Genomic DNA, 24,926 nt, shown 5'->3' with positions numbered 1-24,926 from the left:
CGTAGCTGTCCGGGCGACCCGACACGTGTGACAGGGGAACTGGTTGTGCTGGAAGCAGTGGGCGTGAGCGCGTTCGACGAGGGCGTGTACCGGTCGGTGCTGACGGGGCCGCAGAGCGCGGTGCGCGATCTCGCCGAGAGCGTGGGAGCCGGAACGGCCCGTACGGGTCAGGCGTTGAAGCGGCTCGCCGACCTGGGACTGGTGCGGCGGGTGGGGCGGGGCCGGTGGGAGGCGGTGAGTCCGCGCTCGGCCCTGTCGGCGTTGCTGCACCGGCGCCGGTCGGAGACGGAGACGGTGTTCGCGGGTGTGGAGTCGGAGTTCGCCGATCTGCACCGCCTGCACCGGGCCGGGCAGCTGCGGTCGGATCCGGGTGCCCTGGTGGAAGTGCTGACGGGCCAGGAGGCGATGGCCCGGAAGGTCGAGGAGTTGAGCCGGTCCGTGACCACGCATCTGTGGACGCTGGACAAGCCGCCCTATCTGGAGCCGGTGGGAGAGCCGCACCACAACGAGCAGGAAACTGCCACGACCTGGGAGTGGCTGAAGCGCGGCGTCGACATCCGGGGCGTGTACTGCCTGGAGTCGATCGAGCCGCCCGGGCGGCTGGAGTCGATCCTGAATCTGGCCGCGCTCGGGGAACAGTCGCGCCTGTTGCCGCACCTTCCGTTCAAGGCCAGGATCGTGGACCGCCGGGTCGCGGTCGTGCCGCTGACCGGGGGCAGCAAGGACTCCATCGTGGTGGTGCATCCGTCGGGGCTGCTGGACGGGCTGATGGAGCTGTTCGAGGCGTACTGGGAGCGGGCCGAGCCGTTGCTCGCCGATGGACTGGGTGTGGTGGAGGGGCCCAGCGGGGAGGAGTTGATGCTCGTGCGGCTGCTGCACGCCGGATACAAGGACCAGGCGATCGCCCGGCAGTTGGGGGTGAGCGTGCGCACGGCGACGCGCCGGGTGGCGGCGTTGAGGCGGAGGCTGGATGCGGGGACGCGGTTCCAGGCCGGGGTGAAGGCACGGGAGCGCGGCTGGGTGTGACGCGCCCCGCCCCCACACACCAGGAGCTCGGCGCGGTCCGCGCCCTCCTCGCCCGTCAGGACAGCGGCGAAAAGGAGGCGGCGGAGTCGGTCCACGTCTCCCGGTGCAGCAGGTCGAGCAGGGCCCTCTCCCCCGGGCCCGCGCCCTGCCGGAGCACGGCGATGACGGGATGGGACACGGGCGGGGAGACCGGGCGGACGAGGTGCTCGTGGCCTTGGGGCACCGCGGACGCCGGGACGAGCGTCGCTCCCAGACCGTGGGCGGCCCAGCGCACGGCCGTCGCCGTCTGGGAGACGCGGGCGGTGGTGGCCGGGGTCAGACCGTTGTCCCGCAGCACGCTCAGCAGCACGCCGTCGAGCGCGCTGTCGCGGTCGAACCTCACCCACGCCTCCTCGTGCAGGTCGCGCAGGTCGACCCGGTCCGCGGCGAGCTGCGCGTGTCCTGGCCCGAGCACCACGACGAACTCCTCGTCGCCGAGGTGGTGGGCGTCGGCGGGGCTGCGCTCGCACGCCGCCATCAGAGCCAGGTCCAGCACGCCCCGACGGCACAGCCGCTCCAGCTCCGCGGAGCTCGGTTCCTCGAAGACGGTCACCTCCAGCCGCGGAAAGCGGCGCCGCAGCGCGCCCAGCGCGTCCGGCAGCTGCCGCGTACCGAAGCCCATCTGGGCCGCGACCACCAGCTCCCCCACCAGCTCGTCGGCGCCGGCCCGCGCCGTCGCCCTCGCCTTCCGCGCCGCGCTCACCGCGACCTCCGCCTCCCGCAGGAACGCGCGGCCGACCGCAGTGGCCACGAGTCCGGTCGGTGTGCGGGCGAACAGCTCCACGCCGAGTTCCCGCTCCAGGCCGCGGATCTGCTGGGATACCGAGGGCTGGGCCACGCGCAGCCGCTCCGCCGCCGCCGTCACCGTGCCCTCCTCGGCGACTGCGAGGGCGTACTCGAACTGACGAAGGCTCATCGACTCCCGTCCCCTCCCTGCGACGGGCCGCGGTCCGTCCCGCGGCCGTCGTCGTCCTGACAGCGGTTCTCCGCGGCCGTCGTCGTACTGACAGCGGTTACATCGTGGGAGGTGCCCCGTATATTCCGCGTCCCGGCTGCGGGTACGTCCCCATCGCGGTCCCGCAGCGGCGGAGCCGGAGGGGCCGTCCGTTCCCGGCTCCCGCACCGGTGCGTTGCGTTGCGCCGGAGGCGGCCGTGAACGCCTCGCGCGCCGCTCCCGGTCCCCGCAACTGCGCCAACTCGCCCAGGAGCCGCCGCCCGACTGAGTTGCCGACTGAGTTGCCGCACGGATGAATCGGCGCGATCCTGGTGGCAAAGGCCCTTTCGAGAATCCCGCAATGCGCGAGCGAAGGCCCGGCCGGGCGCAAGGACCGCGCGAATGCGCGGGCGTCGGCAACAGGACCGTTCCAGAGTTCTGTCGGGGGACATCATCACCGACATCCAAAGGGGATATGCGTCATGATTGACGCCCGAACCCATGTCGTCGCGCTGTCCGATCAGATCGACGCGCTCGCCGCCGCGCCCGTTCACCCCCGGCTCGGCGCGGCCAGGGACCAGCTCGTGGCCGAATGTGCCGATCACCGCGCATACGCACGGCTGGGCGCCCTGCTCGATCATGTGCTGTACCAGGCGGAATCGGACGGTGCGGAGATCGAGCTGCTCGCGGAAGCGTCGGAAATGTGGACGGAAGGAGTCGATCTCTATAACGAGATCGGCAGAATTCGCACGGAGATCGAGTCCGCACTCGTGGATCCGTCGGCCCCCGGTTCCGCATCGAGGTTCTGCGATGCCACATTGAGTTTCCGTCAGCTCATGAACCATGCGAAGAGCACGTTCACCGAGATGGACAGCCTCGGAAAGAGGCTGCGGAAGATGTCCCACATTCCGCGGCATCCGCGGCAACAGGACGAGCCCGTGTCCCAGTGGGGCTGGGGGGACGTCTTCCTGGCCCGCAGAACCGACGCGCTCGCACGGGCCGCGTTCGGCGAGGCCGGCACGGCGCAGACCCGTGCCATGGCCTTCGGGATCCTGTCCGGCTACTCGACGAACGTCCACGGATCGACGTACCTCACACAAGTCGTCGGCGGACCTCGCCGGTCCCACCGGTTCCGGGACCGCATAGCACGGAATACGGTCGGGTCGTGGTTCGGCGAACGCTACCCGGACGTCAGAAGCTGTCGCGGGATAGCGGACTCCCTGCGCTTCTCCGGCGTACCGGACGGGACGCTGCCGGGTGAGGCGATCGACTTCGTCACCCGCACCCTCGAGTCGACGTACGACCTGTCGCAGCTGGCCGCTGTGCCGGACCTCGGCCGGGGGTACGCACGGCTGATCACGCAACTGGAGCTGCTCGACACGTTCGGGCAGCCGGCGGCGCCGACGCTGCCCGCGCCGCAGTTCATCACGAAGATGTTCTCCGATCCCGCGCATCCGCCGCAGTCGCCCACCACCCCGGAGACAGCCACTCCGCCGTACGCCCATGGACCCGGCGTGGTGCCGACCTCGTACTCCGGCGGCCCCGGGTTCGGCGGCGGGCCGAAGCCGCCCACCGCAACGGACAGCACGGCCGACAGCGAGAACGCCTGCGGCAGCTTCTGCATCGCCGTCCTGGCGTTCCTCGCATTCGCCGGTCTGCTGGGAGGCCCTTGCTGGGGCGAATGGGCCGACGGAAAGGCCTGCACCTTCTGGGAAAAGCATGTCGCGGACAACTGGAGGAACGCGTTCACCGTCGATCTCACCCAGGAGGAGAAGGACGCACTGGCCGCACAGAACCAACCGCTCACCACAAGCGATTTCGCCGCCGCGGCGGCGGTTCCCCAGATGGATGAACTCGTCGCCCAATTGTTCGACCTACAGGTCCGCTTGTGGGAGGCCCTGGGCAAGGCGAGCGCCTTCCTTTCCGGGTGCGGCCTCATCTATCCGGAGGGGCGGCTCGACTACCCCCTCTATCGTCAGTTCCTCACGGTCCCCACGGATACCGTGCAGCCGCATCGTCCTGAGCGGAACGACGTCGGCACGTTCTACCGCTATCCGCAGACCGAGCTCGAATACCCGGTGGACTTCTCCGCGCCCGTTCCCGTCGGCGCCGGTCCAGGACGCTTTCTCCCGGTCTCGGTCTCCGACTGCGTGCAGAGGTGGGAAGAGATCGCCGACGGCTCGCCCGGCGTCAAGAACCTCGACCTCGACGCGGATCGAGGTGTGGCTCATCCGTGCTGGTCCACCGTCGGCTCCATCGACGACGACCCGGTGGACGTGAACATCCTTGCCTACCCGGACCAGTAAGGACCGAGCCATGGACGTGGATCGAGGCCGCGATCAGCAGCCGGACGGAAACCAGCAGCCGAAGGGCGAGGGAAACGACCGGCCGTTCCTGTACATCTACAGCTACCCGCCGCCCGCGCTTCCCCATGCGGAGGAGGACATCGGCGTGCGGCCCGTTCCCGGTTCCGTCTGCTGGTACCTGTGCTCCGGCATCCAGTCGTTGACGCCGTTCCAGCCCGGCGAGGATCTGACCGTCCAGGTGTCCGTCGGGAACTGGCAGGGCGGGAACAGCGCTTCGGTGGCCTACGTCGGAGTGTGGTGGTCCAAGCCGGTGAGCGGACCGGTCATGCCCGAGCCCTCCAAGTTCATCGGATTCTCGCAGGTCGCCGTTCCTCCTCATGGCGGCCGGGCGGAAACCTCTCCGGTCACCGCGAGAATCCCCGCCGGCGCGGGCAACCACATATGCCTGCTGGCCAAGGTCTGGCATCCGCTGGACAACGTGTCCGACGCGGGGGTGGGCGATCCCGTCAACGACCGGCACTGGGCGCAGCACAACCTGACCGCCATGCCCGCCTCCCCGCCTCAGCCGTTCGCGTTCCTGGCGACGAACCCGACGGATCAGGAAGCCACGTACCAGATCGACGTCCGGCCCATGCCGCGGGAGTTGTGGGGCAATCTGCCCACCGACGACCGGCTCCGCCCGGTGTACGCGTCGGCATGGCTGTCCCTGACCGCCACCGCCGGGGCGGAAGAGGTCCAGGGCCAGAACGCGCTCACCCACACACTCACGCTCGGCCCGCGGGAGCAGCGCGAGATGGAGTTGCTGGCCGTCGTGACCGACGAGGTCGCCGCCGGCACGTTCGTCCCCTTCCAGATCGCCCAGTACAGGAACGAGCGGCCGGTCGGCGGCATAGCGGTGCTTCTACGGGGAAGCTGAACGCCCGTCAGCAGTGGTCCGTGCGGGGCCGGGCAAGGCAGTGAGCCGCGGCGTGGCCGGACACGTTCCGCCCGGCACCGGGACAGACCGGTGCCGGGCGGTCTGCGGCCGGGTGCGGTCGGGGCACGAAGCCGCGGCCCCGCTCTGCTGTCCGCCTTCAGTGCCCCGCGTTCGCCGCCCTGTCCTCGTCGCCCCTCGTTCGTTGCTCCGCCTTCGCGCCGCAAGGGCACGCGGGTCCTTGATAGCGTCGCCCCAGCGACTGCGGAACACTCCCCGCCGGGGTCGTCGCTCTGCCGGGACGGCGCTGCCACCACGGGACGGCGGGTGCGGGTGGCAGGGGGACCTTCACGGCAGGGACGAAGAGAGCCGACGCATGAGCCTCGCGCAGTTGCACTACACCTCCGCGACCGGCGGGGACGGCCCCGGCACCGACGAGGCCGAACCGATACGGGCCCGCTTCACCGCAGTTGACGCAGCGATACCCGCGTCCGTGCTCACCGAAGCGGTCCCGCTCCTGGCGTACGAGACACCCGCCGGTACCGCGCCCCGGCTGGCGGACGCCGCACTGCGCGCGCTGCCCGAGGCCTTCAGTTTCAGTGTGCTCTCCGACGGCGGTCATCTGCTGGCCCGGACCGTGGCGGTCCAGCCCGTGCCGGGCTCCTCCGTGGGCTTCCACGCACACGCGGTCCATCTCCCCGCCGGCACCCGGCTGCCGGGCGGCGTCCTCCCCATCACCGCCTGCCGGTCCGCCCGCTGGGCCTCGACGACGCCGGACCGTACGCTGCCCGGTCCGCTCGCCGCCCTGCCGCCCGCCGGTCACGCCCGGGACCGTGAGGGGCTCAACGACTTCGCCGTCTCCAGGGGCCCGTGGCTCGCCGGGGTGCTGGCCGATCTGCGCAGGCTGTACGGGAAGGACGACGCCGGGCGTGTCGTGCTCGTCGAACGGCAGAGCGCGGACGTGGCCCGGTGGATCGCGCTGGCGTGTGTCGCGCTGCCCGGCGAGCTCGCCGAGCAGCTCACGTTCACCACGTACACCCGCCACCCGCGCCAGGCCCCGCAGCAGGTCGTCGGAGTGCTGCCGCAGGACGCGCACGAACTGACGGCCCCCGGTTTCCACGTGCACACCTGCACCGGCCCGCGCCCGGAGGGCACCGTGGCCGATGCCTGGGCCGAGACGGCTGCCCGGATCTGGCGGAGCCGCGCGCCGGAGCTGTTCCGGGAGGCCGCGGAGCTGCCCGGGGAGCCGTTCGCCGCCGGCCCGGTGGCCGTGACCGCTCTGTGCGCGGGCATCGCGCTGGGGACGGCCGGGCGGGCCGCCGCTGCCGGCTGGGCCGCCGAGCGGCCCTACGCGCTGGACGCGAAGCGGACCCGGCAACTGGTCGACGCGCTGACCGCGCCCGGAGTCGACGACCGCACCGGCCCCGAGTTCGACGCGGCGGGACGGCTCTTCGCCGCGCTCGACGGCCGCTCCCCCGCGACGACCACGGCTCCCCTGGCCGCGATGCTGGTCACGGAAGCGGTCCGGGGCGGCAACGGCTCCGTGGAACTGCCCGGCCGTACCGCCTTCAGCGGTCCCGAGGGCTCGGCCGTCGCCTCGGTGCTCGGGCCGGAGATCCTGACCGAGCTGAGTGGTGCGGGCGCCGGACTCGACGTGGCCCGGACGGTGCAGCTGCTGCGGGTGGCCCGGCTGCTGGGCGTGGACTGCGCGGACCTGCTGCCCTCCGTCGTCCGCCGGCTCGCGCCCGCCCTGCTGGAGGGCGGGGAGGACGAGCCGGGCTGGGCGCCCGCGCTGCTGGAGCTGATGGACGAGCAGTTCGACGTCCGTACGGCGCTGCTCGGTGCGCTGGACCGGATCGCGCCGCAGGACCCGCCCGGGGTCGAGCGGCTCCTGGGGCGGGTGCCGCTGCCGTTCACCGGCACCCAGTCGCTGCCGCATCTGCGGATGTGCGCCGAGGCGCCGGAAGCCAAGGCGTCCTGCGGAGCGGACCGGGTGGGCGCGGTGCACCGGGTGCTGCGGGCCGCCGGCATGTCGCCGTTCGCGGAGCCGCTGGTGCTGCGGACAGCCGTGGGGCTGGTGTGGGAGGAGGGCACGGTGACGGCGGGCGAGGGCCGGCTGCTGCTGGAGGCCGCCACGTCGGACGCCCACCGGACGGCCGGCACCTGGTCGCGCCTGGTGGCCGCGGCGCTCGGCGCCCCCGCGACCGACGAGGAGGCGCCGGAGCTCGCCCACGACCTGCTGCGCGGCTTCCCGCAGGACATCGGCGGCCGGGAGCGGGGTGCGCTGCTGCTCCTGGAGTTCGCCCGCGAGATCCGGTCGGACGCGGCGGCACCGGAGTGGGCGGAGCGGGTCCGCGCGCTGCGCAGGGACGCCGAGCCGGTGGAGCCGGAGGTGCTCGGCCATGCGTTCGGCGCGCTCGCCGAGCGGCTGCTCGCGCCGGACCGGCCGGAGGCCGAGCTGTACGCCCTCGTGCACAGCGGTGACCCCGATCTCGTCGCCGCGTACGACCGGGCCGCGCGCGGCGACGGTGTCCGCGCCCGGCTGAAGGCGGAGCCGGCCTACGCGGCGGACTGCTTCGCCGTCTGGACCGCCCACCCCCACGCGGGTGCGGAGTGGAGCCGGACCGCGGCCGCCCTGCTGGAGGAGGTGCTGCGCCCTGCCGTGCGTACGCTCCCCGCCGAGGACGTCGCGGCGGTGGAGGAGGCCGTGGGGCGCTCGGGGAGCAGCGGCCGGGCGGAGGCCTTCCATGAATGGAACCGCCGGGGCCGGGGCCCCCTGGGGCGGATCGGCCGGCGGATCGCCGGCCGGGTGCGCCGGGGCTGAACCGTGCGGGTCGTCGGGGGCACCGTCCGCCGGGTACCTTGGGGACACAACGATCTCATGGGCTCCTGGCGGGCTGCGTGAACCCCAGGAGGAACAGATGACGACGAACCGTGGGCGCAAGGACGTGATCCGCGACCGGATGGCGGCGACCGGTGAGTCGTACAACGTGGCCGCCCGCAACCTCAAGGCGATGAAGGACATGGGTGCCACGCGTGAGGCCGTCCTCACGCAGCGCTGGCGCCCCGCCGACTCCTTCGACGTGCCGTGTCCCTGCGGGGGCACGTGCGAACCGGGCGAGACCTGCGAGCGCTGCCATGCCCGGCACCGGCACGTGGCGCGGTACCCGGGCAGTGCCACGGACGTGGAGGCGTGGGTCGACCGGTACGAGTGCACCGGCTGCTCCGCCTCGTACACGCTGATCGTCCAGCTGCCCGGCCGGCCCTGGGGTGTCGCGGAGACGGTGATCCAGGGCGGTTCGGCCGAGGAGGTCGTGCGGGCCCGGGTCTTCCCCGGTGTGGTGCATCCGCTGCTGAAGCCCGAGGCCGAGGACGCCTGACCCGACGCTCGACGCCATCCGGGCATGGCCCGCTGCAGGCCCGACCTCCGGAACCGAGTCGAGGGGATCTTGAATCGGGGGGGTTTCCGGGCCTGTCGCTGCGTAGGCTGCTACCCGGGAGCCGACGGGCGGGGCGTAGCCGCCGCGTCGGACACCCCGCACACGACGACCGAAGGGGGCACTCGGTGCGTGGAGAGGTGCTCGAGAGCCGCTACCGGCTGGTGGAGATGCTCGGAGCCGGTGGGATGGGCCAGGTGTGGAGGGCTGTCGACTCGCGGCTCGACCGTGACGTCGCCGTCAAAGTCATCACCCAGAGCGCTCTCACGACCAGCCAGTCGGCCGCGCGGTTCCGTCAGGAGGCACGGGCCACCGCCCGTCTGACCCACCCGAGCATCGTGACCATTCACGATCACGGCGAGGCCGCCCTCGGAGGCCACCAAGTGCTCTTCCTGGTCATGGAGTTGGTCCCCGGCCGCTCCATGGCCTCCTTCGCCGCCACGGAACGGCGGAGCGTCGAGGACGTCGTGGCCTGGGGGCGGCAGATCTGCGCCGGCCTCTCGGCCGCCCACCGCGCAGGCGTCGTCCACCGCGACATCAAGCCGGCGAACGTCATGGTGTACGGAGACAGCGAACTCGACCTGAAGATTTGCGACTTCGGCATTGCGAGGCTGATCGAGGAGTCCGGAACCGGGCTCACAGGCACCGGGGCGACGATTGGCACGCCCGCCTACATGTCACCGGAGCAGGTACGCGGCGACCGAACCCTCGACGGGCGCAGCGACCTCTACTCGCTGGGCTGTCTGCTGTACGAACTCCTTTCCGGCAGACCGCCCTTCGAGGGCGCGGGATGGTCGGTACTGGCCCAGCACCTCAACCGGACACCGGAACCGGTGCGGAACCTGCGTCCCGGAATTCCGGACGCTCTCGACCGACTGGTCCTCCGTCTGCTGGACAAGGCCCCGAACCGCCGGCCCGCCACGGCCGAAGAGGTGTCCGAACGTCTGCGCGATGTGCTGGACGACCTCGGCAACGCGCCCCCTGCCGTCCGGAAGCTCGCCGGGGCCCCCACGGTCGATGCCCCCCGCGCGCCGGGCGCGGAGCCCCCGAGGCGAGCCGATCCGCTCACCGAACCGGACCCCCGGGCCGATCAGCTCACCGCCGAACCGGACCCCCCGGCCGTTCCACTCACCGCCGAACCGGGCCTCCGGACGGATCCGCCCGTGGAGCCGGCCACCCGGCCCCCCGCCTCGCAGGCGGTGCCGGGAGCCGGCCGGGTATCGGCCTGGAACGGACTGCTCGCAGCCACCTCTCTCTGGTCCCAGTTCGCCCTGCTGACCGACTGGTCCCCGGTCTGGACTGTGGCACTGTGCGCAGCGGTCTTCCTGGCCGCCACGGCGGTGGCCTATCTGGGGGCGCCGACCCTTTCGGCGCACGACGACAATGATCCGGATATCTGCCTGTTCGCCATGGCATTGCTCTGCACGCTGATCGGCGTCGCGTTTCTCGTCTTCTGGCCCCCGTCGCCGTGGTGGACAGCCCTGTTGTTCGGTGTGTTGGGCGGTCCCCTCTTGTGGCTCGGCGGCGTGGGGGTATGCAAGACCGTCGCGGCGGTGGTTCCCAGGGCACCGTGGCAGACCGCGGCCGGCACGGCCGTCGGCCTGCTGAACGGCGTCGTTCTGGCCGGCCTGCTGGCCGCCGGGGGCGTTCTGTCCGTACCCCTCGCGATTCAGGCCGGTGCGGCGGCATGGGTGGCCGCCGCGGCCCTGATCACCCTGCTGCTGCCCAGCGTCTAATAAAAGCTGTCCCGCAATTCCTGGTGGATCAGCGCGAGGCGTCAGATGCGGTGCATCGTAAGGCGGAGAGGTGCCGTCGCTGTCGTCGTGCGCCTGCCAGGAATTGCGGGGCAGCCCTTACCTCTGGAGCGCGAGCACCCGCACCTGGCCGAGGACGTGTCCCACTGGGCGAAATCGCTGGAGGCGTCCCTGGGCCTGAGGCTTCCGCCACCCGGGACGTCGCACGGACGCCTGGCCGTTCCACTGCGGCAGCTCGTGTCCGCGATCTCCGAGCACCTGAGTCTCGACGGCCGCCTGACCCGCGCATTCATCGCCACGCTCTTCCGCGACGTCTCGCGCTATCTCGGCGGGCCGGACGACAGCGTCCGTGCAGCGGCCCGCGAGGAGGTCGCAGGCGTCATCTCCTCGACGGGCGCCCGCGTGGTCATCGCCCACTCCCTCGGAAGCGTCGTGGCCTACGAGGCCCTCCACGCCCACCCGGAGCTCGAAGTCGATCTGCTCCTGACACTCGGCTCCCCCCTCGCGCTCCGCCATGGCGTCTTCGACCGCCTGTCACCAGCCCCGGCCAACGGCACCGGAGAACGTCCGCCGGACGTGCGCCGATGGGTCAACCTGTGCGATCACGGGGACATCGTCGCCGTCCCGCGCCCGCTCAAACAGCGCTTCCCGCCGGTGGATCTCGATCTGACGGACAGCATCGCCCCGTTCGACTTCCACCGCGCAGCTCCGTATCTGAGGTCCGCCGCGGTTGCCGCGACGCTGGCGCCCTTTCTCGCCAACTCATGACACACGGCTTGATGAGACAGAAATGCCCGCACAGAACCACTACTCCTGTGCGGGCATCAGTTGGGACCAGCGTCAGCTGACTGCGGTCAGTCCTCTTCCGGCGTCAGCCGGAGTGAGATCGAGTTGATGCAGTACCGCTGGTCCGTCGGGGTCGGGTAGCCCTCGCCCTCGAAGACGTGGCCCAGGTGCGATCCGCAGCGGGCGCAGCGGACCTCGGTGCGGACCATGCCGTGGCTGCGGTCCTGGATCAGTTCGACCGCGTCCGTGTCCTTCGGGTCGTAGAAGGACGGCCAGCCGCAGTGCGACTCGAACTTGGTGTCGGAGCGGAAGAGCTCCGCGTCACAGGCGCGGCAGGAGTAGACGCCCGTGGTCTTGGTGTCGGTGTACTCGCCCACGAAGGCCGGCTCGGTACCCGCCTTGCGCAGGACGGCGTACTCGGCGGGGGACAGCTCCTCCCGCCACTGCTCGTCCGGCTTCTCGATGTCGTACGGCACGGTGGCTCCCTCAGCTCGACAGGTGGTCCAGGATCTGCGGGCCGAGGTCCGTGACATCGCCCGCTCCCATGGTGAGAACGAGGTCGCCGGGCTTCGCCATTCCCGCGACGGCCTCGGGGACCGTCGCCTTGTCGTGCACGGCGGTGACGTCGGCGCCGGCGGCCTTCGCGGCGTCGATGATCAGGGTGCTGGTGATCCCGGGGATCGGGTCCTCGCGGGCCGGGTAGATGTCGAGGACCACGGAGGCGTCGGCCAGCGCGAGGGCCTGGCCCATCTCGGTGCCGAGCTCCTGGGTGCGGGAGAAGAGGTGGGGCTGGAAGACGACCAGGATGCGGGCGTCGGTGGCGGCGCCGCGCATCGCTTCGAGGTCGGCGGTCATCTCGGTGGGGTGGTGGGCGTAGCTGTCGATGACCTGGACGCCGGCCGCCTCGCCCTTGAGCTGGAGGCGGCGCTTGACCCCGGTGTACTTGCCGAGGGCCGAGGCGAGGTTGTGGGCGGGGATGCCGAGGGCGACGCCCGCGGCGAGGGCGGCCACGGCGTTCAGCGCGTAGTGGCGGCCGGGTACCGAGACGGTGAAGGTGAGGTACTTCCCGTTCAGGACGACCGTGACCTCGCTGGTCAGACCGCGCGGGGTGATCTTGTGGACGCGTACGTCCGCGGTCTCGGACTCGCCGTAGGTGACGACCTTGAGCGCGGACAGGTCGCGCACCCGGCGGGTCAGCTCGACGGCTCCGGGCTGGTCGGCGGAGATCACCAGGGTGCCGTCGGGGACGATCTTGCCGGTGAAGGTCTCGAAGGAGTCGTAGATCTCGTCCATCGAGGCGTAGTTCGCGTGGTGGTCAAGCTCGACGTTGAGGACGATCGCGACCTCGGGGTCGTACTTCTGGAAGCTCCGGTCGCTCTCATCGGCCTCGGCGACGAAGATCGCGCCCTCGCCGTGCGTGGCGTTGGTGCCGGGTCCGGCCAGGTCGCCGCCGATCGCGTACGAGGGGTCGAGACCCAGCTCGGTGAGGGCGACCGCCAGCATCGACGTGGTGGTCGTCTTGCCGTGGGTGCCCGCGACGGCGATGGAGCGGAGCCCCTGCATCAGGGAGGCGAGGGCGTCGGAGCGGTGCACGACGGGGATCGAGAGCTCCCCGGCGCGCACCAGCTCCGGATTGTCGTCGCGGATGGCACTGGAGACGACCACGCAGGTGGCGTCGTCGGCCAGGTGACCGGCGGCGTGCCCGATGTGGACGGTCGCCCCCAGCCCGCGCAGCGCCTCGGCCGTGGCGGACTCCTTGGAGTCGCTGCCCGCGACCTTCGCACCCCGCTGGGTGAGGATCTTCGCGATGCCCGACATTCCGGCGCCGCCGATGCCGATGAAGTGCGGCCGTTCCATGGCGGCAGGAATACCGGGTGCCATGCGTGTGTCTCCCAGGGTGGTACGGGTAGGGGCTCCCAGCCTATTCGCTGTGCGCGAAGAGCTTGAGCACCGGTACGCCGACCTTGTGACGGGCGCGCGACGCCCAGTCGCGGTGGAAGAACTCCTCCACGTAGTGCGGGGCGGTCAGGACGATGACCTCGTCGGCCTCCGCCTCGTCGACGACGGACTTGAGCTTGTCCAGGGGGTGGTCCTCGATCACCTGTCCGACGGCTTCCGAGCCCGACTGGCGCAGGGCCTCCAGGGATACCTCCAGCGCGAGTTCGGCGGACTGTCTGGCGTTCTTCCCCTCCGGCACCTCGCTCTCCCGGGCCGCTTCCTTCAGTTCGCCCATCGCCAGGTCGTCGATGGCCCGCAACAGCACATCCGCCTGGTCGCCGCGCGGCTGCATGAGCACGACGAAGGAGATCTCCTCCTCGCCGTGCAGGGTGGTGACGAACTCGACGTCCTCGGAAGTGAGGGGCTTCTCGATCATCAAAACGCTGGTGAACACCACAGGGCCCTTCTGCTTCAGTGACCGTCGTCGATCACTGCTGAAACCATCCTTCCCCGTGCTCGCACGGGGTCTGCGAGATCCATTCTGCCCACCGAACGCTAACCGGAACGGATTATTCCGCTCATTGTCGGATCCGACGGTACCGAGAGAACAGGAACCCGGCCTCCTCCAGCAGCGACGCCAGGGCGAATCGTTCCGGCACGGCCACCGACGGGCCGCCCGCGATCCGCTGCGCATCGCCGGCCGTGAGCATCGGCGCCAGGGTCAGGCACATCTCGTCCAGCACACCCGCCGCGACGAACTGACCGAGCAGCCGGGGCCCGCCCTCCGTCAGCAGCCGCCGGTGCCCGCGGCCGGCCAGCTCCCGCACGGCACGGGCCGGGTCCACCCGTGAACCCTCTCCGGCGATCACCACCTCGGCGCCCGCCTTCCGGGCCGTCTCGATCCGGTCCGGCGGGGCTCCCGCACCGGTGAGCACGAGTGTCGGGACCAGCGGCGAGACGAAGAGCGGCAGCGAGAAGTCCAGGTCCAGGCTGCCGCTCACCACGGCGACCGCCGGCGCGGGCCCCTGCCCGGCCGCCTCCCGCCGCGCGGCGAAGGCCTCCCGGGCACGGGCGGGGCGGTAGCCCTCCAGCCGTACGGTCTCCGCACCCGCGATCACCACGTCGGCCAGCCCCCGCAGGGTGCCGAAGATCCGCATGTCGCTGTCGCAGGAGATCGGCTGCGAGCGGCCGTCGTGCTGGGCGGCGCCGTCGAGGGTCGACACCATGTTGGCGCGCAGCCAGGGGCCGTCGGTCTCCGGGTAGGCGTAGGCGTCGGCGAGGGCGTCCAGGCTCCACTCGCCCGGGTCATCGGCCGCTGTCTGGTCGGTCACAGGGAACAGGCGTCGCATGTTCCGCAGTCTGGCACGGCCCGCGGCCTCCCCCGCGGAAGGGAGTGGATCAGCGCGGGAGGCCCTGTGGCTTCGATCGCGAGGCGGAGGAGGGAGGCGACGCGAGCTTCGTTGCCCGACGACGACGCCGCAGACGGAGTCTCAGGACCGCCCGCGCCCACTCCTTGCCGCGGGGGAGGCCTTAGGCTGGGGAGTTGTGTCCTCCTCCACCGCCGTGCCGGGGCCCAGCCCCATAGCCGAAACGGCCCCGCTGTCCCTGTGCGCCCTCGAACCGCGCGTACCCGCCGACCGGCTGGTCGCCGAGATGGTGCCGCCGCCGCGCTTCGACTCGGTGCGCTTCGACACCTACGTCCCCGACCCGAACCAGCCGAGCCAGACCGAGGCCGTCAAGGTCCTCTCCGGCTTCGCGGCCGGGCTCGGCGGGGCGCACGCGACGGGCGCGGGCAAGCGCAAGTGGTTCGGCGGCAAGAAGGCCGCGGCCCCCAGCGGCCCGCGCGGGGTCTACCTCGACGGCGGCTACGGCGTCGGCAAGACCCACCTGCTCGCCTCGCTCTGGCACGCCACGCCCGCCGCGCCCTCGCTGAAGGCGTTCGGCACGTTCGTGGAGCTGACCAACCTCGTGGGCGCGCTGGGGTTCCAGCAGACCGTGCAGACGCTGAGCGGGCACCGGCTGCTGTGCATCGACGAGTTCGAGCTCGACGACCCGGGCGACACCGTGCTGGTCTCCTCGCTGCTGAGCCGCCTGGTCGAGGCGGGGGTGGCGCTCGCCGCGACCTCCAACACGCTGCCGGGCAAGCTCGGCGAGGGCCGGTTCGCCGCGGCCGACTTCCTGCGGGAGATCCAGGGGCTGTCCTCGCACTTCCGCCCGCTGCGCATCGACGGCGAGGACTACCGCCACCGCGGCCTGCCCGAGGCCCCGCCGCCGTACTCCGACGCGCAGGTCACGAAGACCGCGTACGCGACCGAGGGCGCCAGCCTGGACGACTTCCCCGCACTGCTCGACCATCTGGCCCGTGTCCACCCGAGCCGGTACGGCGCCCTGACGGACGGCGTCCGGGCGGTGTGCCTCACCGAGGTGCAGCCGGTGCCGGACCAGTCGACCGCGCTGCGGCTCGTGGTGCTCGCGGACCGGCTGTACGACCGGGAGGTTCCGGTGCTCGCGTCCGGGATGCCGTTCGACCGGCTGTTCAGCGAGGAAATGCTGAACGGCGGGTACCGGAAGAAGTACTTCCGGGCAATCTCCCGGCTGACAGCGCTGGCACGCGACGCAAAGGGGCTGGTGGCGCAGTAGGTTCGGGGACGTAACAACGGCCGGGCACGACGGAGTGCCCCGCCACCCCCGTACAACCGCGCATTTTGTTTGAAGGGAACCAGCATGGCTACCACGCGTCAGGCGCACACGGTCTGGGAAGGCAACCTGATCGAGGGCAAGGGTGTCGTCACCCTCGACTCCTCCGGAATCGGGGAGTACCCGGTCTCCTGGCCGTCCCGCGCGGAGAAGGCGAACGGCAAGACCAGCCCGGAGGAGCTGATCGCCGCGGCCCACTCCAGCTGCTTCTCGATGGCGCTCTCCAACGGTCTCGCCACGGCCGGCACCCCGCCGACCCGGCTGAACACGCAGGCCGAGGTCACCTTCCAGCCCGGCACCGGCATCACCGGGATCCACCTCACCGTCGAGGGCGAGGTGCCCGGTCTCGACGAGGCGGGCTTCGTCAAGGCGGCCGAGGACGCGAAGGCGAACTGCCCCGTCAGCCAGGCGCTGACGGGCACGACGATCACGCTGAGCGCCTCGCTCGCCTGATCACACTCCCCCCACTGTCCCCGGGCCGGCACCTGCCGCCCGGGGACAGTGCTGTGCTGCCCGGCGCGCAAGGCCGTGTTCACCTTCCGGCCCTCTCGAATCCTCCTGCAATACACGCACGATTCTCATCGCTTCCTCATCCGTCGTTGGTTGCGTGACGCCTGCCGGCCGGTCCGGCACGGACGACGAAGGAGGCGCGCGGTGTCGCGACCCGACATGGCCCCGTTCCGGGAGCCCGCCCAGGGGCGTCCCGAGGACGACGAGGACCCCCCACCGCTGCATGTCGCGAGCAGGCTGCACGCGTTCAACAGATACGAGCTCAAGTACCTGGTCCCGGTGGACCTGGCAGCGGAACTCCGCGACGAACTCGCGGAGCGGATGGACCGCGACCTGAACAGCCCGGTCGGCGGCTACGGCGTATGGAGCGTCTACTACGACTCACCGGAGCTCCGGTTCTACTGGGAGAAGATCGAGGGCCTCAAGTTCCGCCGCAAGCTGCGCATCCGGCACTACGGCGAACCGGACGGCGTCTCGGACGCGTCACCCGTGTGCGTCGAGATCAAGCAGCGCGTCAACCGGGTCACGCAGAAACGCCGCATCACCCTCCCGTACGGCACGGCCCGTCAACTCTGCGACGGGCGGCAGCTGGTGGAGCACACGCCGAAGGAGCGCGCCTTCATCCACGAGGTGCTCGACCTGGTGGTACGGCTGAATCTGCGGCCGACCGCGATCACCGGCTACCAGCGCGAGGCGCTGGTCGGGCGCGGCTCGGACACCGGCCTGCGCGTGACGTTCGACCGGCGCGTCCGCGGCCGTGACCGGGACTTCCGCCTCGGCCGGGCGAATCCGGAGAACCGGTTCACCATCCCGCCGCACATGTCGGTGATGGAGATCAAGGTCAACGAGCGCACCCCCCACTGGATCACCGATCTGGCCGCACGCCGCAATCTCAGCCTCGTGCGGGTCTCCAAGTACGTCCAGTCGATCGAGGCGTTCGGGCTGGCACCCCGGTCCGTCTTCCATCTCGACGAGGCGGACTGCCCGCCGCCCGCCAACCCCCTCACCACGCAGCTGCCGGCGCACGAGCCGCCGGTGAAAGCAGGAGCACAGTGAATTTCGATCTGCAGGAACTCAGCGGGACCTTCAGCGTCACCGACGTCGTCGCGGCGATGGTGCTGTCGTTCGTCCTGAGCACGGTGATCGGCTACGTCTACCGGTACACGCACCGGAACGTGTCCTACAGCCAGTCCTACGTCCAGACCCTCGTCATCGTCGGCATGATCGTCGCACTGATCATGCTCGTCGTCGGGTCCAACCTCGCGCGGGCGTTCTCCCTGGTCGGCGCGTTGTCCGTGGTCAGGTTCCGTAACGCGGTCAAGGAGACCCGGGACGTCGGCTTCATCTTCCTGGCCATGGCGATCGGCATGGCCTGCGGTGCGCGCTTCTACACGCTGGCCGCGGTCGGCGCGGTCGTCATCTGCGTCGTGGTCGTCATCATGCACAAGTTCGACTGGTTCGCCCTGAACGTCCAGCGGCAGGTCGTCAAGGTCCAGGTCCCGGCGGGCGAGGACTACACCCCGGGCATACGCGACGTCCTGATCAAGTACACCACCGAGTTCGAGCTGGTGAGCACCGAGACGATCCGCGGCGGGGCGCTGAACGAGGTGTTCTACACCGTCCGCATGAAGAAGGGGACCGAACCCGGTGACCTGGTCACCGCGTTGCAGGAGCGTACGTCCGGCCAGCGGGTGACGGTGCTGACCGGTTACGACACGACCGACCTGTGAGCCCCTGCGACGGCACGCCCCGAAGGCGACGGCTGCGCGACCGCGTGCCCGTGCGGCTGCGGCACCACTGGAAGCCGGCCGGGGCTCTGTGCGCGGGGCTCGCGGTGATGCTGTACGCGTTCGGCGACGCGCGCATCTCCCCGTACGTGACCTCCGCCTCCCGGGTCGAGGCCGACACGATCACCGAGAACGTCGCGGGAACGGTCGGGCTGTACGACACGGCGGTGCGGCACTCCATCCAACTGGAGTACAACCAGACGGACTTCGACAAGATGATGAAGGAGTTCAAGAAGGACGGGACCAAGGACCCGATCCCGGCGGACCTCACCATCGACGGGGTCTACCTCCAGGACGTCGGGATCCGGCTCAAGGGGAACTCCACCCTGAGGTCCCTCCAGGGCGGCAGCGGAGGGATGCCCGGCGGCGGCCGGGCGGCTGCGGCAGGCGGCGGGGAAGGCGGCGAACGGCCCGGCTTCCCCGGCGCCGGGGAAGCCGGCGAGGGCATGCAACCGCCCGGCGGCGGCGGTCAGGCGGCCGGTGGGCAGGCGGCCGGTGGGCAGGCGGCCGGTGGGCAGGCAGCCGGTGGGCAGGCAGCCGGTGAGCAACCCGCTGGAGGCGGGCAGGCAGCCGGCGGGCAGGCGGCCGGTGGTGGCGCGGGCCAAGCCGCCGGTGGTGGAGGGATGACGCAGTACAACCTCTCCGCGGACAAGCCGGAGGAACTCCCCTGGCTCATCAAGATCGACGAGTACGTCGAGGGCCGCGCCTACCAGGGCGAGCGCGAGATCTCGCTCCGTCCGGGGGCCAACGCCCAGGTGCCCGTCAACGAGGCGCTGGCGCTCTCGCTGATCGACGGGACCGGCGAGCCGGCCGAGCGGTACGGCTTCTCGACCCTGAAGGTCAACAACCGGCCGACCGCGGTGCGTCTGATGGTCGAGAACCCCGACACCGAGTACGCCGAGGCCGTCGAGGGCGAATCGGTGGTCTACAAGGCCAGGGCGGGTGGCACCTTCGCCTACCAGGGCGACGACCCCTCGAAGTACGAGACGTCCTTCCGCCAGCTGAACAAGGTCGGCAGCCAGGACCTCGAACCCGTGATGAAGCTGACCAAGTGGGTGGAGAACTCCTCGGACGAGGAGTTCACCGCGAACCTCGACGAGTACGTCGACGTCGACTCGTTCGCCCACTACGTCGCGACGCAGAACCTGCTGATGAACTTCGACGACATGGCCGGCCCGGGGAAGAACTACCTCCTCGGGTACGACCTGAACACCAAGAAGTTCTCGGTGCTCGGCTGGGACTACAACCTCACCTTCAGCGGGGACGCGACTGCCGGACCCGACGACGAGATGAGCATGGGCGGCGGCGGAGGCGGCCGCCCGGGCGGTCAGGCCGGCCAGGACGGCGGGCAGACCGGGGAAGCCCCGGAAGCCCCCCAGGGCATGCCCGACAGGGCGAACATGCCTGATATGCCCGACGGAGCGGGCGGCCCGGGCGCGGCCGGCGACGACGGGGCCAAGGCCGCGGGGCGCGGCGGCGGGATGTCCGGGCACGCGCTCAAGGAACGTTTCCTCGGGCTCGACGCCTTCGACGCGGTCTACAAGGAGGCGTACCAGGACCTGTACGAGAAGTTCTTCGCCTCCGGCAAGGCCACGAAGACGCTGAAGGACCTCGCGGCACAGGCCGAGCGGGCCGGTGTCCCCGCCAAGGACGTCGACACCGCGGTGGACACGCTGCGCACCACCGTCACCTCGCGGACCACAGCCCTGGCGAAGAACAAGGAGGTCACCGGCTGACCACGTCACGGGACTTGTTCGCCTTGTTGTTGACCTCCTGGTAGTGGTCCAGAATCCTGTCGGCCACCGGCAGTGCGGTGAGGGTGCGCAGCCGGGTGACGAAGTCGGGAAGGCCTGCTGCGAGGGGGCCCGTTTGGCCGGTGACCCCGGCGACGGCCGGAGCGTAGATCATGCCGCCCGCGGTGGAGCAGATCCGGGGGAGGCGCTCATCGTTCGCGGTGGGTGCGACGACGGGCACGGTGTACAGACCGTGCTGCTGTGCGGCAGCGAGCCAGGGTATGGCCTCTTCCAGAGGCAGGTCGGGGGTGATTGCACCAGCCGCGCCGGCAGCGACCACTTACCGTTCCAGGAAGGCGAGCGCCCGCGGAACGAATCTGTCGTGGTGTTGGAAGATCCCGCCGTGTCCGGCGTCGGGGTAGAGGGGCTCGAGTTCGCCCCGGGGCAGTCGGGCCGCCAGGTCGATGGTGTTGACGCTCGGGACCATCCGGTCGCTCTCGCCGTTGGCCACCAGGACCGGCTGCTGGATGCGCGACAGGTCCTGCGGTGCCGTGCGGCCCCAGCGTTTGATGGCCTTCAGCTGGGCGCGGAAGGACGGCACCGAGATCGCCTTGTCGCGGTCGTCCGTGCGCTCCTTCAGCCGCGCCAGGAATTCGCGCGCCGCTCGTTGTCCGCCCTCGGTCTGGGTGAAGAAGAGGTAGTGCTTCGGGTCCTTGCGCCGCAGCGTCGCCTTCAGCATGTCCTGGACGGTGAGGGACGCGACCTTGTCGATGCCGGGTCCGCCGGCGGGGCCGGTGCCTGCGAGGAGGAGTTTGCGTACGAGGTCGGGTTCCTCTGCCGCGATGACCTGGGCGATGAAGCCGCCCATCGACAGGCCGAGCAGGTCGACCTGGTCGAACCCGAGGGCCCGGATGAACAGCACGGTGTCGCGGGCCATCGCCTCGACGGTGTCGGGTGTGGAGCCGCCGGACGCGCCGACGCCGCGGTTGTCGTAGGTGATCACTCGGCGTCGGGCGGCCAGTCCGTCGACGCCCCGTGGATCCCAGTTGTCCAGGACCGCGGACAGGTGGTTGAGCAGGATCAGCGGTACGCCGTCGTCCGGGCCGAGCTGCCGGTAGGCGAAGTTGACGCCCTGCACGGCCACGGAGCGGGTCGGCGCGTTCTTGTACGACGACGGGGTGGGTGTGGGGGAGCTGGACGATGCGCTCATGGCCGGGTCCTGGTGTGTGGGGCGGGACTGGGGTGTGAGGGTCGGCTTCTCGTTGTGACGGGCTGCCTCGGCGTCCGGCTGGGCTGTGCCCGCGCTCACGTCATGGAGACGACGACTCTCCCAGCCTTCGCGCGGCCTTTCTCGACGTACTGCATGGCTTGGAGGGTTTCGTCGAACGGGAAGACACGGTCGACGACGGGACGGACCCTTCCGGCGTCGATGAGGGGGGTGAGTTCGCGCAGCTGGTCGCCGCTGGCCTTCATGAACAGGAACGAGTACGTCACGCCGCGGCGCTTCGCGTTGCGCCGGGTCTTGAAGCTGAGCGCGGTCATGGCAAGGCGGAGGACCGGGTTCAGGCCGAGTTCACGGGCGAAGGCCGGGTCGGGCGGGCCCGCGACGCTGATGGCCATGCCACCGGGCTTGAGCACGCGCAGGGACTTGGCGAGGTTCTCGCCGCCGAGGCTGTCGAGGACGACGTCGTAGCCGTCGAGGACCTCTTCGAAGTCCTGCGTGCGGTAGTCGACGACGACGTCCGCGCCGAGGTCCTTGGCCAGGTCGACCTTGGCGGTGCTCACGGTGGTGGCCACGTGCGCGCCCAGCGCCTTGGCCAGCTGGACGGTGATGGAGCCGAGGCCGCCGGCGCCCGCGTGGATGAGGACCTTCTGGCCCGGTTGCACGTGGGCCCGCACGACCAGTGCCTGCCATGCGGTCAGCGCGACCAGGGGAAGGGAGGCGGCCTCGGCCATGGTGAGCGTGGCCGGTTTGGGTGCCAGGTCGTCCTGATGGAGTGCGATGAGTTCGGCGAAGGTGCCGATGCGGTCCTTGTCGGGCCGGGCGTAGACCTCGTCGCCCACCGCGAAGCCGGTGACGGACGGGCCGACCCGGACGACCGTCCCGGCGAGGTCGTTGCCCAGAACGAGCGGGAGACGGTAGGGCAGGAACGCTTTGAAGTCCCCGTTGCGGAGCCTGAGGTCCAGCGGGTTGACGCCCGCCGCATGGATCTTGACCAGGACGTCGTCGGCACCTACCCGGGGATCGGGGAGCTCGGCGGCACGCATCCCGGCTTCACCGCCGTACTTCTCGACCATGAAAGCCCTCATCGTCGTCTCCGTTCCGTGTCCCGTCCGTGAGGACGAGGCTCTCCGTTCGGTCCGGGATTCTCCCAGTACGAACTAGTTTGCGTTGTCTTTCTGGGTGCGGTGCGGGCGCACTGTGACCTCGGCCGCGCCGGCGGTCAGGCCACCGGGGCGACCGGGGTGGTGATCCGGTCTGCGGCGCCTCCCTGGAGGCGGTCCAGGGAGGCGGCGATCCCCTCGTGGGGCGCGCCGAGCGGCACCGCGCTGACATCGGTGAGGCGGGTGTACTGCGCGTCGGTCAGCTGGACGTTGAGGGCGTCGAGGTAGCTGTCGAGCTGGGAGAGATTGCGCGGGCCGATGATCGGGACGAGCGTGGCCGCGGAACGTGCGGCGCGCTCGCGCACCCAGGCAACCGCAATCCGGGCCGGTACCACGCCCGTCTCCTGGGCAATGGCCAGGACGGTGTCGACGACGGCGGTCTTCTGTCCGGTGCTTTCGGTGTGGATGACCATGCCCAGGTCGCTCAGGCGCCCCTCGGTGGAGCTGCGGTACTTGCCGGTGAGCAGTCCGCCGCCGAGCGGGGACCACAGGGCGGCCCCGAGCCCGAGGCTCTCGGCCATGGGGAGGAGTTCGCGGTCGGCGGTGCGTTCGACGAGGCTGTACTCGTGCTGGATGCCCACGATCGGGGCCCAGTTCTTCAGGTCCGCGAGGGTTACCGCGCGCGAGGCGCGCCAGGCGGGGAAGTTGGACAGCGCGGCATGGTGGATCTTGCCGGCGCTCACCAGGTCGTCGAGTCCGCGCAGGAGTTCTTCCATGGGGGTGAGCTCGTCGGGGAAGTGCACCCAGAGCAGGTCGATGTGGTCGGTGTCCAGGCGCTTCAGGCTGGCCTCCACCGAGGCGACCATGTTCTTGCGGCTGTTGCCGGTCCTGGAGATGTCCGGCTGCGGGGCGGCGCCGAGGGCGAACTTCGTGGCCAGGACGAAGTGGTCGCGGTCGGCGGAGATCAGCTTCCCGGTCAGTTCCTCCGATTCGCCGAACTGGTAGGTGTCCGCGGTGTCCAGGAAGGTACCGCCGGCCTCGGCGAACCGGTCGAAGATCCGGCGCGCCTCGTCCGGCTCGGCGCCTGCGCCCCAGCCGGTACCGAAGTTCGCGGTGCCGAGCGCGTACTCGGAGACGCGCAGTCCGGTCCGGTGTCCGAAGGTCGTGTAGCGCACAAAATCGTCCTTGCGTGAGGGGTGGGAAGGCGGTCGAGCCGGGTGGAGGGGTGAGTGTCAGCCCGCGGTCGGCTGGGGCGCCGCGGACAGGCTCTGCTTGACGTACCGGCTGGTCTCGTCGGCGAGGATCTCGGGCAGGCCGGTCTCGATGCCGTCCAGGGCCTGGGCCGCGACGTCGGCGGCGGCGACCTTCTGGTCGGCGGGCGCACCGGCGGCCATGTCGGTGTCCATGTAACCGACATGCAGCGCCGAGACGGTGATCCCGCGCGGCGCCAGCTCCTCACGGGTCGCGTCGCTCAGCGCCCAGGCGGCGGCCTTGGACGCGGCGTAGGAGCCGAGACCGGCCGGGTGGAACCAGGACAGTGCGGACAGGACGTTGAGTACGGCGCCGCCTCCGTTGCCCTCGATGACGGGGGCGAAGGCGCGGGTCGCGGCGAGCGGGCCGAAGAAGTTGGTCTCCATCTCCCGGCGCACCTCGGCCACGTCGCCTCCGATCAGCGTCGCGCCGGTGGAGATGCCCGCGTTGTTGATCAGCAGTGTCGCGTCGGACGCCACGCGGGCGACCTCCTGTATCGACGCCTCGTCCGTGACGTCCAGCCGCAGCGGGGTGACTCCCGGCACGTCGATCGTCTCGGGGCGTCGCGCCGCGCCGTACACCTTCGCGCCGCGCTCGACGAGCTGGGCTGCGAGGTGTCGCCCGAGCCCTCGGTTGGCGCCGGTGACGACCGCGACCGTGTTCTTCAGCTCCATGCTCGCTCCTGGTCCTGGGGGGCACCGTCGGCACGCCCGCAACAAATTAGATTATGCTTTCAATCTAAACATGGGCCTACGATAGATGCCAGCCGACATCCAAATGGGAGGTGGCCATGGGCCGCGTATCGCAGGCACAGGCGGAGGAAAATCGCAGGCGGGTGGTGGACACCGCAGCCCGGCTGTTCCGGGAGCAGGGCACGCAGGTCAGCGTCGCCGACCTGATGAAGGCCGCCGGCCTGACCCACGGCGCGTTCTACAAGCAGTTCGCCTCCAAGGAGGCGCTCGTCGACGAGGCCACCGCCCACGCCTTCGCCGAGCTCACCCAGCGCCACAGCGTCGGGTTGGCGGGGCACGACGGGCAGCGCGAGGCCGCCCAGCAGGCGCTGATCGACACCTACCTCTCCGTCGAGCACCGCGACGCCCCGGGGGACGGCTGCCCGGTCGCCGCGCTCGCCACCGACATCGCGCGCGATGGCGGGGGGCGCGAGGCTCGTCGCGTCTACGCCGAGGGAGTGGCCGACTTCGCCGATTTCCTCGCCACCGACGACCAGGACGGCATCGTCCGCCTCTGCACCCTGTTCGGTGCGCTGGTCCTGTCCCGGGCCACCAATGGCTCCCCGCTCTCCGAAGAGCTCCTCGCCACCGCGCACGCAGCCTTGACGGAAGCAGGCTGACCAAGGGCGCGGTGCGGGCGCGCATCGACCGCACTCGTGGGCGGCGAGGCATCTGCGGCCGGGCGGAAGCGGCGGGAGGAGGCCGTCGACCCCTGGCGCACAGGCTTCACCTCGCACCGGACATCGGTCAGTTCCGGGC

23 protein-coding genes are annotated in these 24,926 nt (G+C 70.9%); 13 read left to right on the top strand and 10 right to left on the bottom strand.

All coding sequences use genetic code 11. The annotated features are described in order from the left end of the window. Positions 1 to 45: 45 nt before the first annotated feature. Positions 46 to 1,026 (top strand): transcriptional regulator, encoded by a 981-nt coding sequence (locus ACGFZA_RS07210; RefSeq protein WP_393677826.1) that lies wholly within the window; start codon positions 46 to 48, stop codon positions 1,024 to 1,026. A gap of 55 nt (positions 1,027 to 1,081) precedes the next feature. Here ACGFZA_RS07210 and ACGFZA_RS07205 read toward each other — a convergent pair whose 3' ends face one another. Continuing rightward, positions 1,082 to 1,981 (bottom strand): LysR family transcriptional regulator, encoded by a 900-nt coding sequence (locus ACGFZA_RS07205; protein WP_393677824.1) that lies wholly within the window; start codon positions 1,979 to 1,981, stop codon positions 1,082 to 1,084. Between the two features lie 500 nt (positions 1,982 to 2,481). Here ACGFZA_RS07205 and ACGFZA_RS07200 point away from each other — a divergent pair, with 500 nt between their 5' ends. From ACGFZA_RS07200 to ACGFZA_RS07175, 6 genes are all read left to right on the top strand, one after another. Continuing rightward, positions 2,482 to 4,305: a hypothetical protein gene (locus tag ACGFZA_RS07200; protein ID WP_393677821.1), complete on the top strand. Its 1,824-nt coding sequence runs from the start codon at positions 2,482 to 2,484 to the stop codon at positions 4,303 to 4,305. A 10-nt stretch (positions 4,306 to 4,315) separates the two neighbouring features. Then, complete coding sequence (locus tag ACGFZA_RS07195) at positions 4,316 to 5,221, top strand: hypothetical protein (RefSeq protein ID WP_393677819.1); 906 nt, start codon at positions 4,316 to 4,318, stop codon at positions 5,219 to 5,221. Positions 5,222 to 5,594: 373 nt separating this feature from the next. Then, complete coding sequence (locus ACGFZA_RS07190; protein WP_393677817.1) at positions 5,595 to 8,042, top strand: GTPase-associated protein 1-related protein; 2,448 nt, start codon at positions 5,595 to 5,597, stop codon at positions 8,040 to 8,042. Positions 8,043 to 8,139: 97 nt separating this feature from the next. Continuing rightward, the gene (locus ACGFZA_RS07185; RefSeq protein WP_393677815.1) at positions 8,140 to 8,598 is read left to right on the top strand and encodes a hypothetical protein; all 459 of its coding nucleotides are present in this window, start codon (positions 8,140 to 8,142) and stop codon (positions 8,596 to 8,598) included. Between the two features lie 185 nt (positions 8,599 to 8,783). Further along, on the top strand, positions 8,784 to 10,391 hold the full coding sequence (locus ACGFZA_RS07180) for a protein kinase (RefSeq protein ID WP_393677813.1): 1,608 nt from the start codon (positions 8,784 to 8,786) through the stop codon (positions 10,389 to 10,391). An 87-nt stretch (positions 10,392 to 10,478) separates the two neighbouring features. After that, positions 10,479 to 11,177 (top strand): serine peptidase, encoded by a 699-nt coding sequence (locus ACGFZA_RS07175; protein ID WP_393677811.1) that lies wholly within the window; start codon positions 10,479 to 10,481, stop codon positions 11,175 to 11,177. An 86-nt stretch (positions 11,178 to 11,263) separates the two neighbouring features. Here the strand turns inward: ACGFZA_RS07175 and msrB are convergent, their stop codons facing one another. From msrB to ACGFZA_RS07155, 4 genes are all read right to left on the bottom strand, one after another. After that, a complete protein-coding gene (gene msrB, locus ACGFZA_RS07170; RefSeq protein ID WP_326657100.1) occupies positions 11,264 to 11,671 on the bottom strand; it encodes a peptide-methionine (R)-S-oxide reductase MsrB in 408 nt (135 codons plus the stop codon). 10 nt (positions 11,672 to 11,681) lie between these two features. After that, positions 11,682 to 13,076: a UDP-N-acetylmuramate--L-alanine ligase gene (murC, locus tag ACGFZA_RS07165; protein WP_385279237.1), complete on the bottom strand. Its 1,395-nt coding sequence runs from the start codon at positions 13,074 to 13,076 to the stop codon at positions 11,682 to 11,684. A gap of 40 nt (positions 13,077 to 13,116) precedes the next feature. Next, a complete protein-coding gene (locus ACGFZA_RS07160) occupies positions 13,117 to 13,569 on the bottom strand; it encodes an indole-3-glycerol phosphate synthase (RefSeq protein WP_385279239.1) in 453 nt (150 codons plus the stop codon). 142 nt (positions 13,570 to 13,711) lie between these two features. Further along, the gene (locus tag ACGFZA_RS07155; RefSeq protein ID WP_385279241.1) at positions 13,712 to 14,482 is read right to left on the bottom strand and encodes a pyrimidine reductase family protein; all 771 of its coding nucleotides are present in this window, start codon (positions 14,480 to 14,482) and stop codon (positions 13,712 to 13,714) included. Between the two features lie 196 nt (positions 14,483 to 14,678). Here ACGFZA_RS07155 and zapE point away from each other — a divergent pair, with 196 nt between their 5' ends. The 5 genes from zapE to ACGFZA_RS07130 all read left to right on the top strand — a co-directional run bounded on the left by zapE (position 14,679) and on the right by ACGFZA_RS07130 (position 19,863). Beyond that, on the top strand, positions 14,679 to 15,773 hold the full coding sequence (zapE, locus tag ACGFZA_RS07150) for a cell division protein ZapE (RefSeq protein WP_385279243.1): 1,095 nt from the start codon (positions 14,679 to 14,681) through the stop codon (positions 15,771 to 15,773). 84 nt (positions 15,774 to 15,857) lie between these two features. Continuing rightward, on the top strand, positions 15,858 to 16,283 hold the full coding sequence (locus ACGFZA_RS07145; RefSeq protein WP_073734893.1) for an OsmC family protein: 426 nt from the start codon (positions 15,858 to 15,860) through the stop codon (positions 16,281 to 16,283). 216 nt (positions 16,284 to 16,499) lie between these two features. Beyond that, on the top strand, positions 16,500 to 17,396 hold the full coding sequence (locus tag ACGFZA_RS07140) for a polyphosphate polymerase domain-containing protein (RefSeq protein ID WP_385279345.1): 897 nt from the start codon (positions 16,500 to 16,502) through the stop codon (positions 17,394 to 17,396). After that, complete coding sequence (locus tag ACGFZA_RS07135; RefSeq protein WP_147969506.1) at positions 17,393 to 18,070, top strand: DUF4956 domain-containing protein; 678 nt, start codon at positions 17,393 to 17,395, stop codon at positions 18,068 to 18,070. Before ACGFZA_RS07140 ends, ACGFZA_RS07135 begins: the two co-directional genes overlap by 4 nt. Beyond that, the gene (locus ACGFZA_RS07130; protein WP_393677805.1) at positions 18,067 to 19,863 is read left to right on the top strand and encodes a CotH kinase family protein; all 1,797 of its coding nucleotides are present in this window, start codon (positions 18,067 to 18,069) and stop codon (positions 19,861 to 19,863) included. Before ACGFZA_RS07135 ends, ACGFZA_RS07130 begins: the two co-directional genes overlap by 4 nt. Here ACGFZA_RS07130 and ACGFZA_RS07125 read toward each other — a convergent pair. From ACGFZA_RS07125 to ACGFZA_RS07105, 5 genes are all read right to left on the bottom strand, one after another. After that, a complete protein-coding gene (locus ACGFZA_RS07125; RefSeq protein ID WP_393677803.1) occupies positions 19,853 to 20,200 on the bottom strand; it encodes a tryptophan synthase subunit alpha in 348 nt (115 codons plus the stop codon). The two genes, ACGFZA_RS07130 and ACGFZA_RS07125, sit on opposite strands and share 11 nt — an antisense overlap. Then, positions 20,201 to 21,169, bottom strand: coding sequence for an alpha/beta fold hydrolase (locus ACGFZA_RS07120; protein WP_393677801.1), 969 nt, complete (start codon positions 21,167 to 21,169; stop codon positions 20,201 to 20,203). It abuts the gene before it with no gap. Beyond that, a complete protein-coding gene (locus ACGFZA_RS07115) occupies positions 21,166 to 22,170 on the bottom strand; it encodes an NADP-dependent oxidoreductase (protein WP_393677798.1) in 1,005 nt (334 codons plus the stop codon). Before ACGFZA_RS07115 ends, ACGFZA_RS07120 begins: the two co-directional genes overlap by 4 nt. Before the next feature lie 134 nt (positions 22,171 to 22,304). Next, positions 22,305 to 23,360, bottom strand: coding sequence for an aldo/keto reductase (locus ACGFZA_RS07110; protein ID WP_393677796.1), 1,056 nt, complete (start codon positions 23,358 to 23,360; stop codon positions 22,305 to 22,307). A gap of 57 nt (positions 23,361 to 23,417) precedes the next feature. After that, the gene (locus ACGFZA_RS07105) at positions 23,418 to 24,110 is read right to left on the bottom strand and encodes an SDR family oxidoreductase (protein WP_393677794.1); all 693 of its coding nucleotides are present in this window, start codon (positions 24,108 to 24,110) and stop codon (positions 23,418 to 23,420) included. A 116-nt stretch (positions 24,111 to 24,226) separates the two neighbouring features. On the opposite strand from ACGFZA_RS07105, the gene ACGFZA_RS07100 reads away from it, so the two are divergent. Next, a complete protein-coding gene (locus ACGFZA_RS07100) occupies positions 24,227 to 24,787 on the top strand; it encodes a TetR/AcrR family transcriptional regulator (RefSeq protein ID WP_393677792.1) in 561 nt (186 codons plus the stop codon). Positions 24,788 to 24,926: the final 139 nt, after the last annotated feature.

Source organism: Streptomyces sp. NPDC048211 (assembly GCF_043202315.1).
In the GTDB taxonomy this organism is placed as follows: Bacteria; Actinomycetota; Actinomycetes; order Streptomycetales; family Streptomycetaceae; genus Streptomyces.
The sequence above is the reverse complement of the archived record's forward strand: the minus strand, read 5'-3'. Positions and strand labels throughout refer to the sequence as shown.

Bases quoted from the DNA above. Each gene is read 5' to 3' on its own strand.
- ACGFZA_RS07200 (WP_393677821.1), top strand. From the start codon at position 2,482: ATGATTGACGCCCGAACCCATGTCGTCGCGCTGTCCGATCAGATCGAC.
- ACGFZA_RS07140 (WP_385279345.1), top strand. From the start codon at position 16,500: ATGGCCCCGTTCCGGGAGCCCGCCCAGGGGCGTCCCGAGGACGACGAG.
- ACGFZA_RS07100 (WP_393677792.1), top strand. From the start codon at position 24,227: ATGGGCCGCGTATCGCAGGCACAGGCGGAGGAAAATCGCAGGCGGGTG.
- ACGFZA_RS07190 (WP_393677817.1), top strand. From the start codon at position 5,595: ATGAGCCTCGCGCAGTTGCACTACACCTCCGCGACCGGCGGGGACGGC.
- murC (WP_385279237.1), bottom strand. From the start codon at position 13,076: ATGGCACCCGGTATTCCTGCCGCCATGGAACGGCCGCACTTCATCGGC.
- ACGFZA_RS07145 (WP_073734893.1), top strand. From the start codon at position 15,858: ATGGCTACCACGCGTCAGGCGCACACGGTCTGGGAAGGCAACCTGATC.
- ACGFZA_RS07205 (WP_393677824.1), bottom strand. From the start codon at position 1,981: ATGAGCCTTCGTCAGTTCGAGTACGCCCTCGCAGTCGCCGAGGAGGGC.
- ACGFZA_RS07155 (WP_385279241.1), bottom strand. From the start codon at position 14,482: ATGCGACGCCTGTTCCCTGTGACCGACCAGACAGCGGCCGATGACCCG.
- ACGFZA_RS07105 (WP_393677794.1), bottom strand. From the start codon at position 24,110: ATGGAGCTGAAGAACACGGTCGCGGTCGTCACCGGCGCCAACCGAGGG.
- ACGFZA_RS07195 (WP_393677819.1), top strand. From the start codon at position 4,316: ATGGACGTGGATCGAGGCCGCGATCAGCAGCCGGACGGAAACCAGCAG.
- ACGFZA_RS07185 (WP_393677815.1), top strand. From the start codon at position 8,140: ATGACGACGAACCGTGGGCGCAAGGACGTGATCCGCGACCGGATGGCG.
- ACGFZA_RS07160 (WP_385279239.1), bottom strand. From the start codon at position 13,569: ATGATCGAGAAGCCCCTCACTTCCGAGGACGTCGAGTTCGTCACCACC.
- ACGFZA_RS07115 (WP_393677798.1), bottom strand. From the start codon at position 22,170: ATGAGGGCTTTCATGGTCGAGAAGTACGGCGGTGAAGCCGGGATGCGT.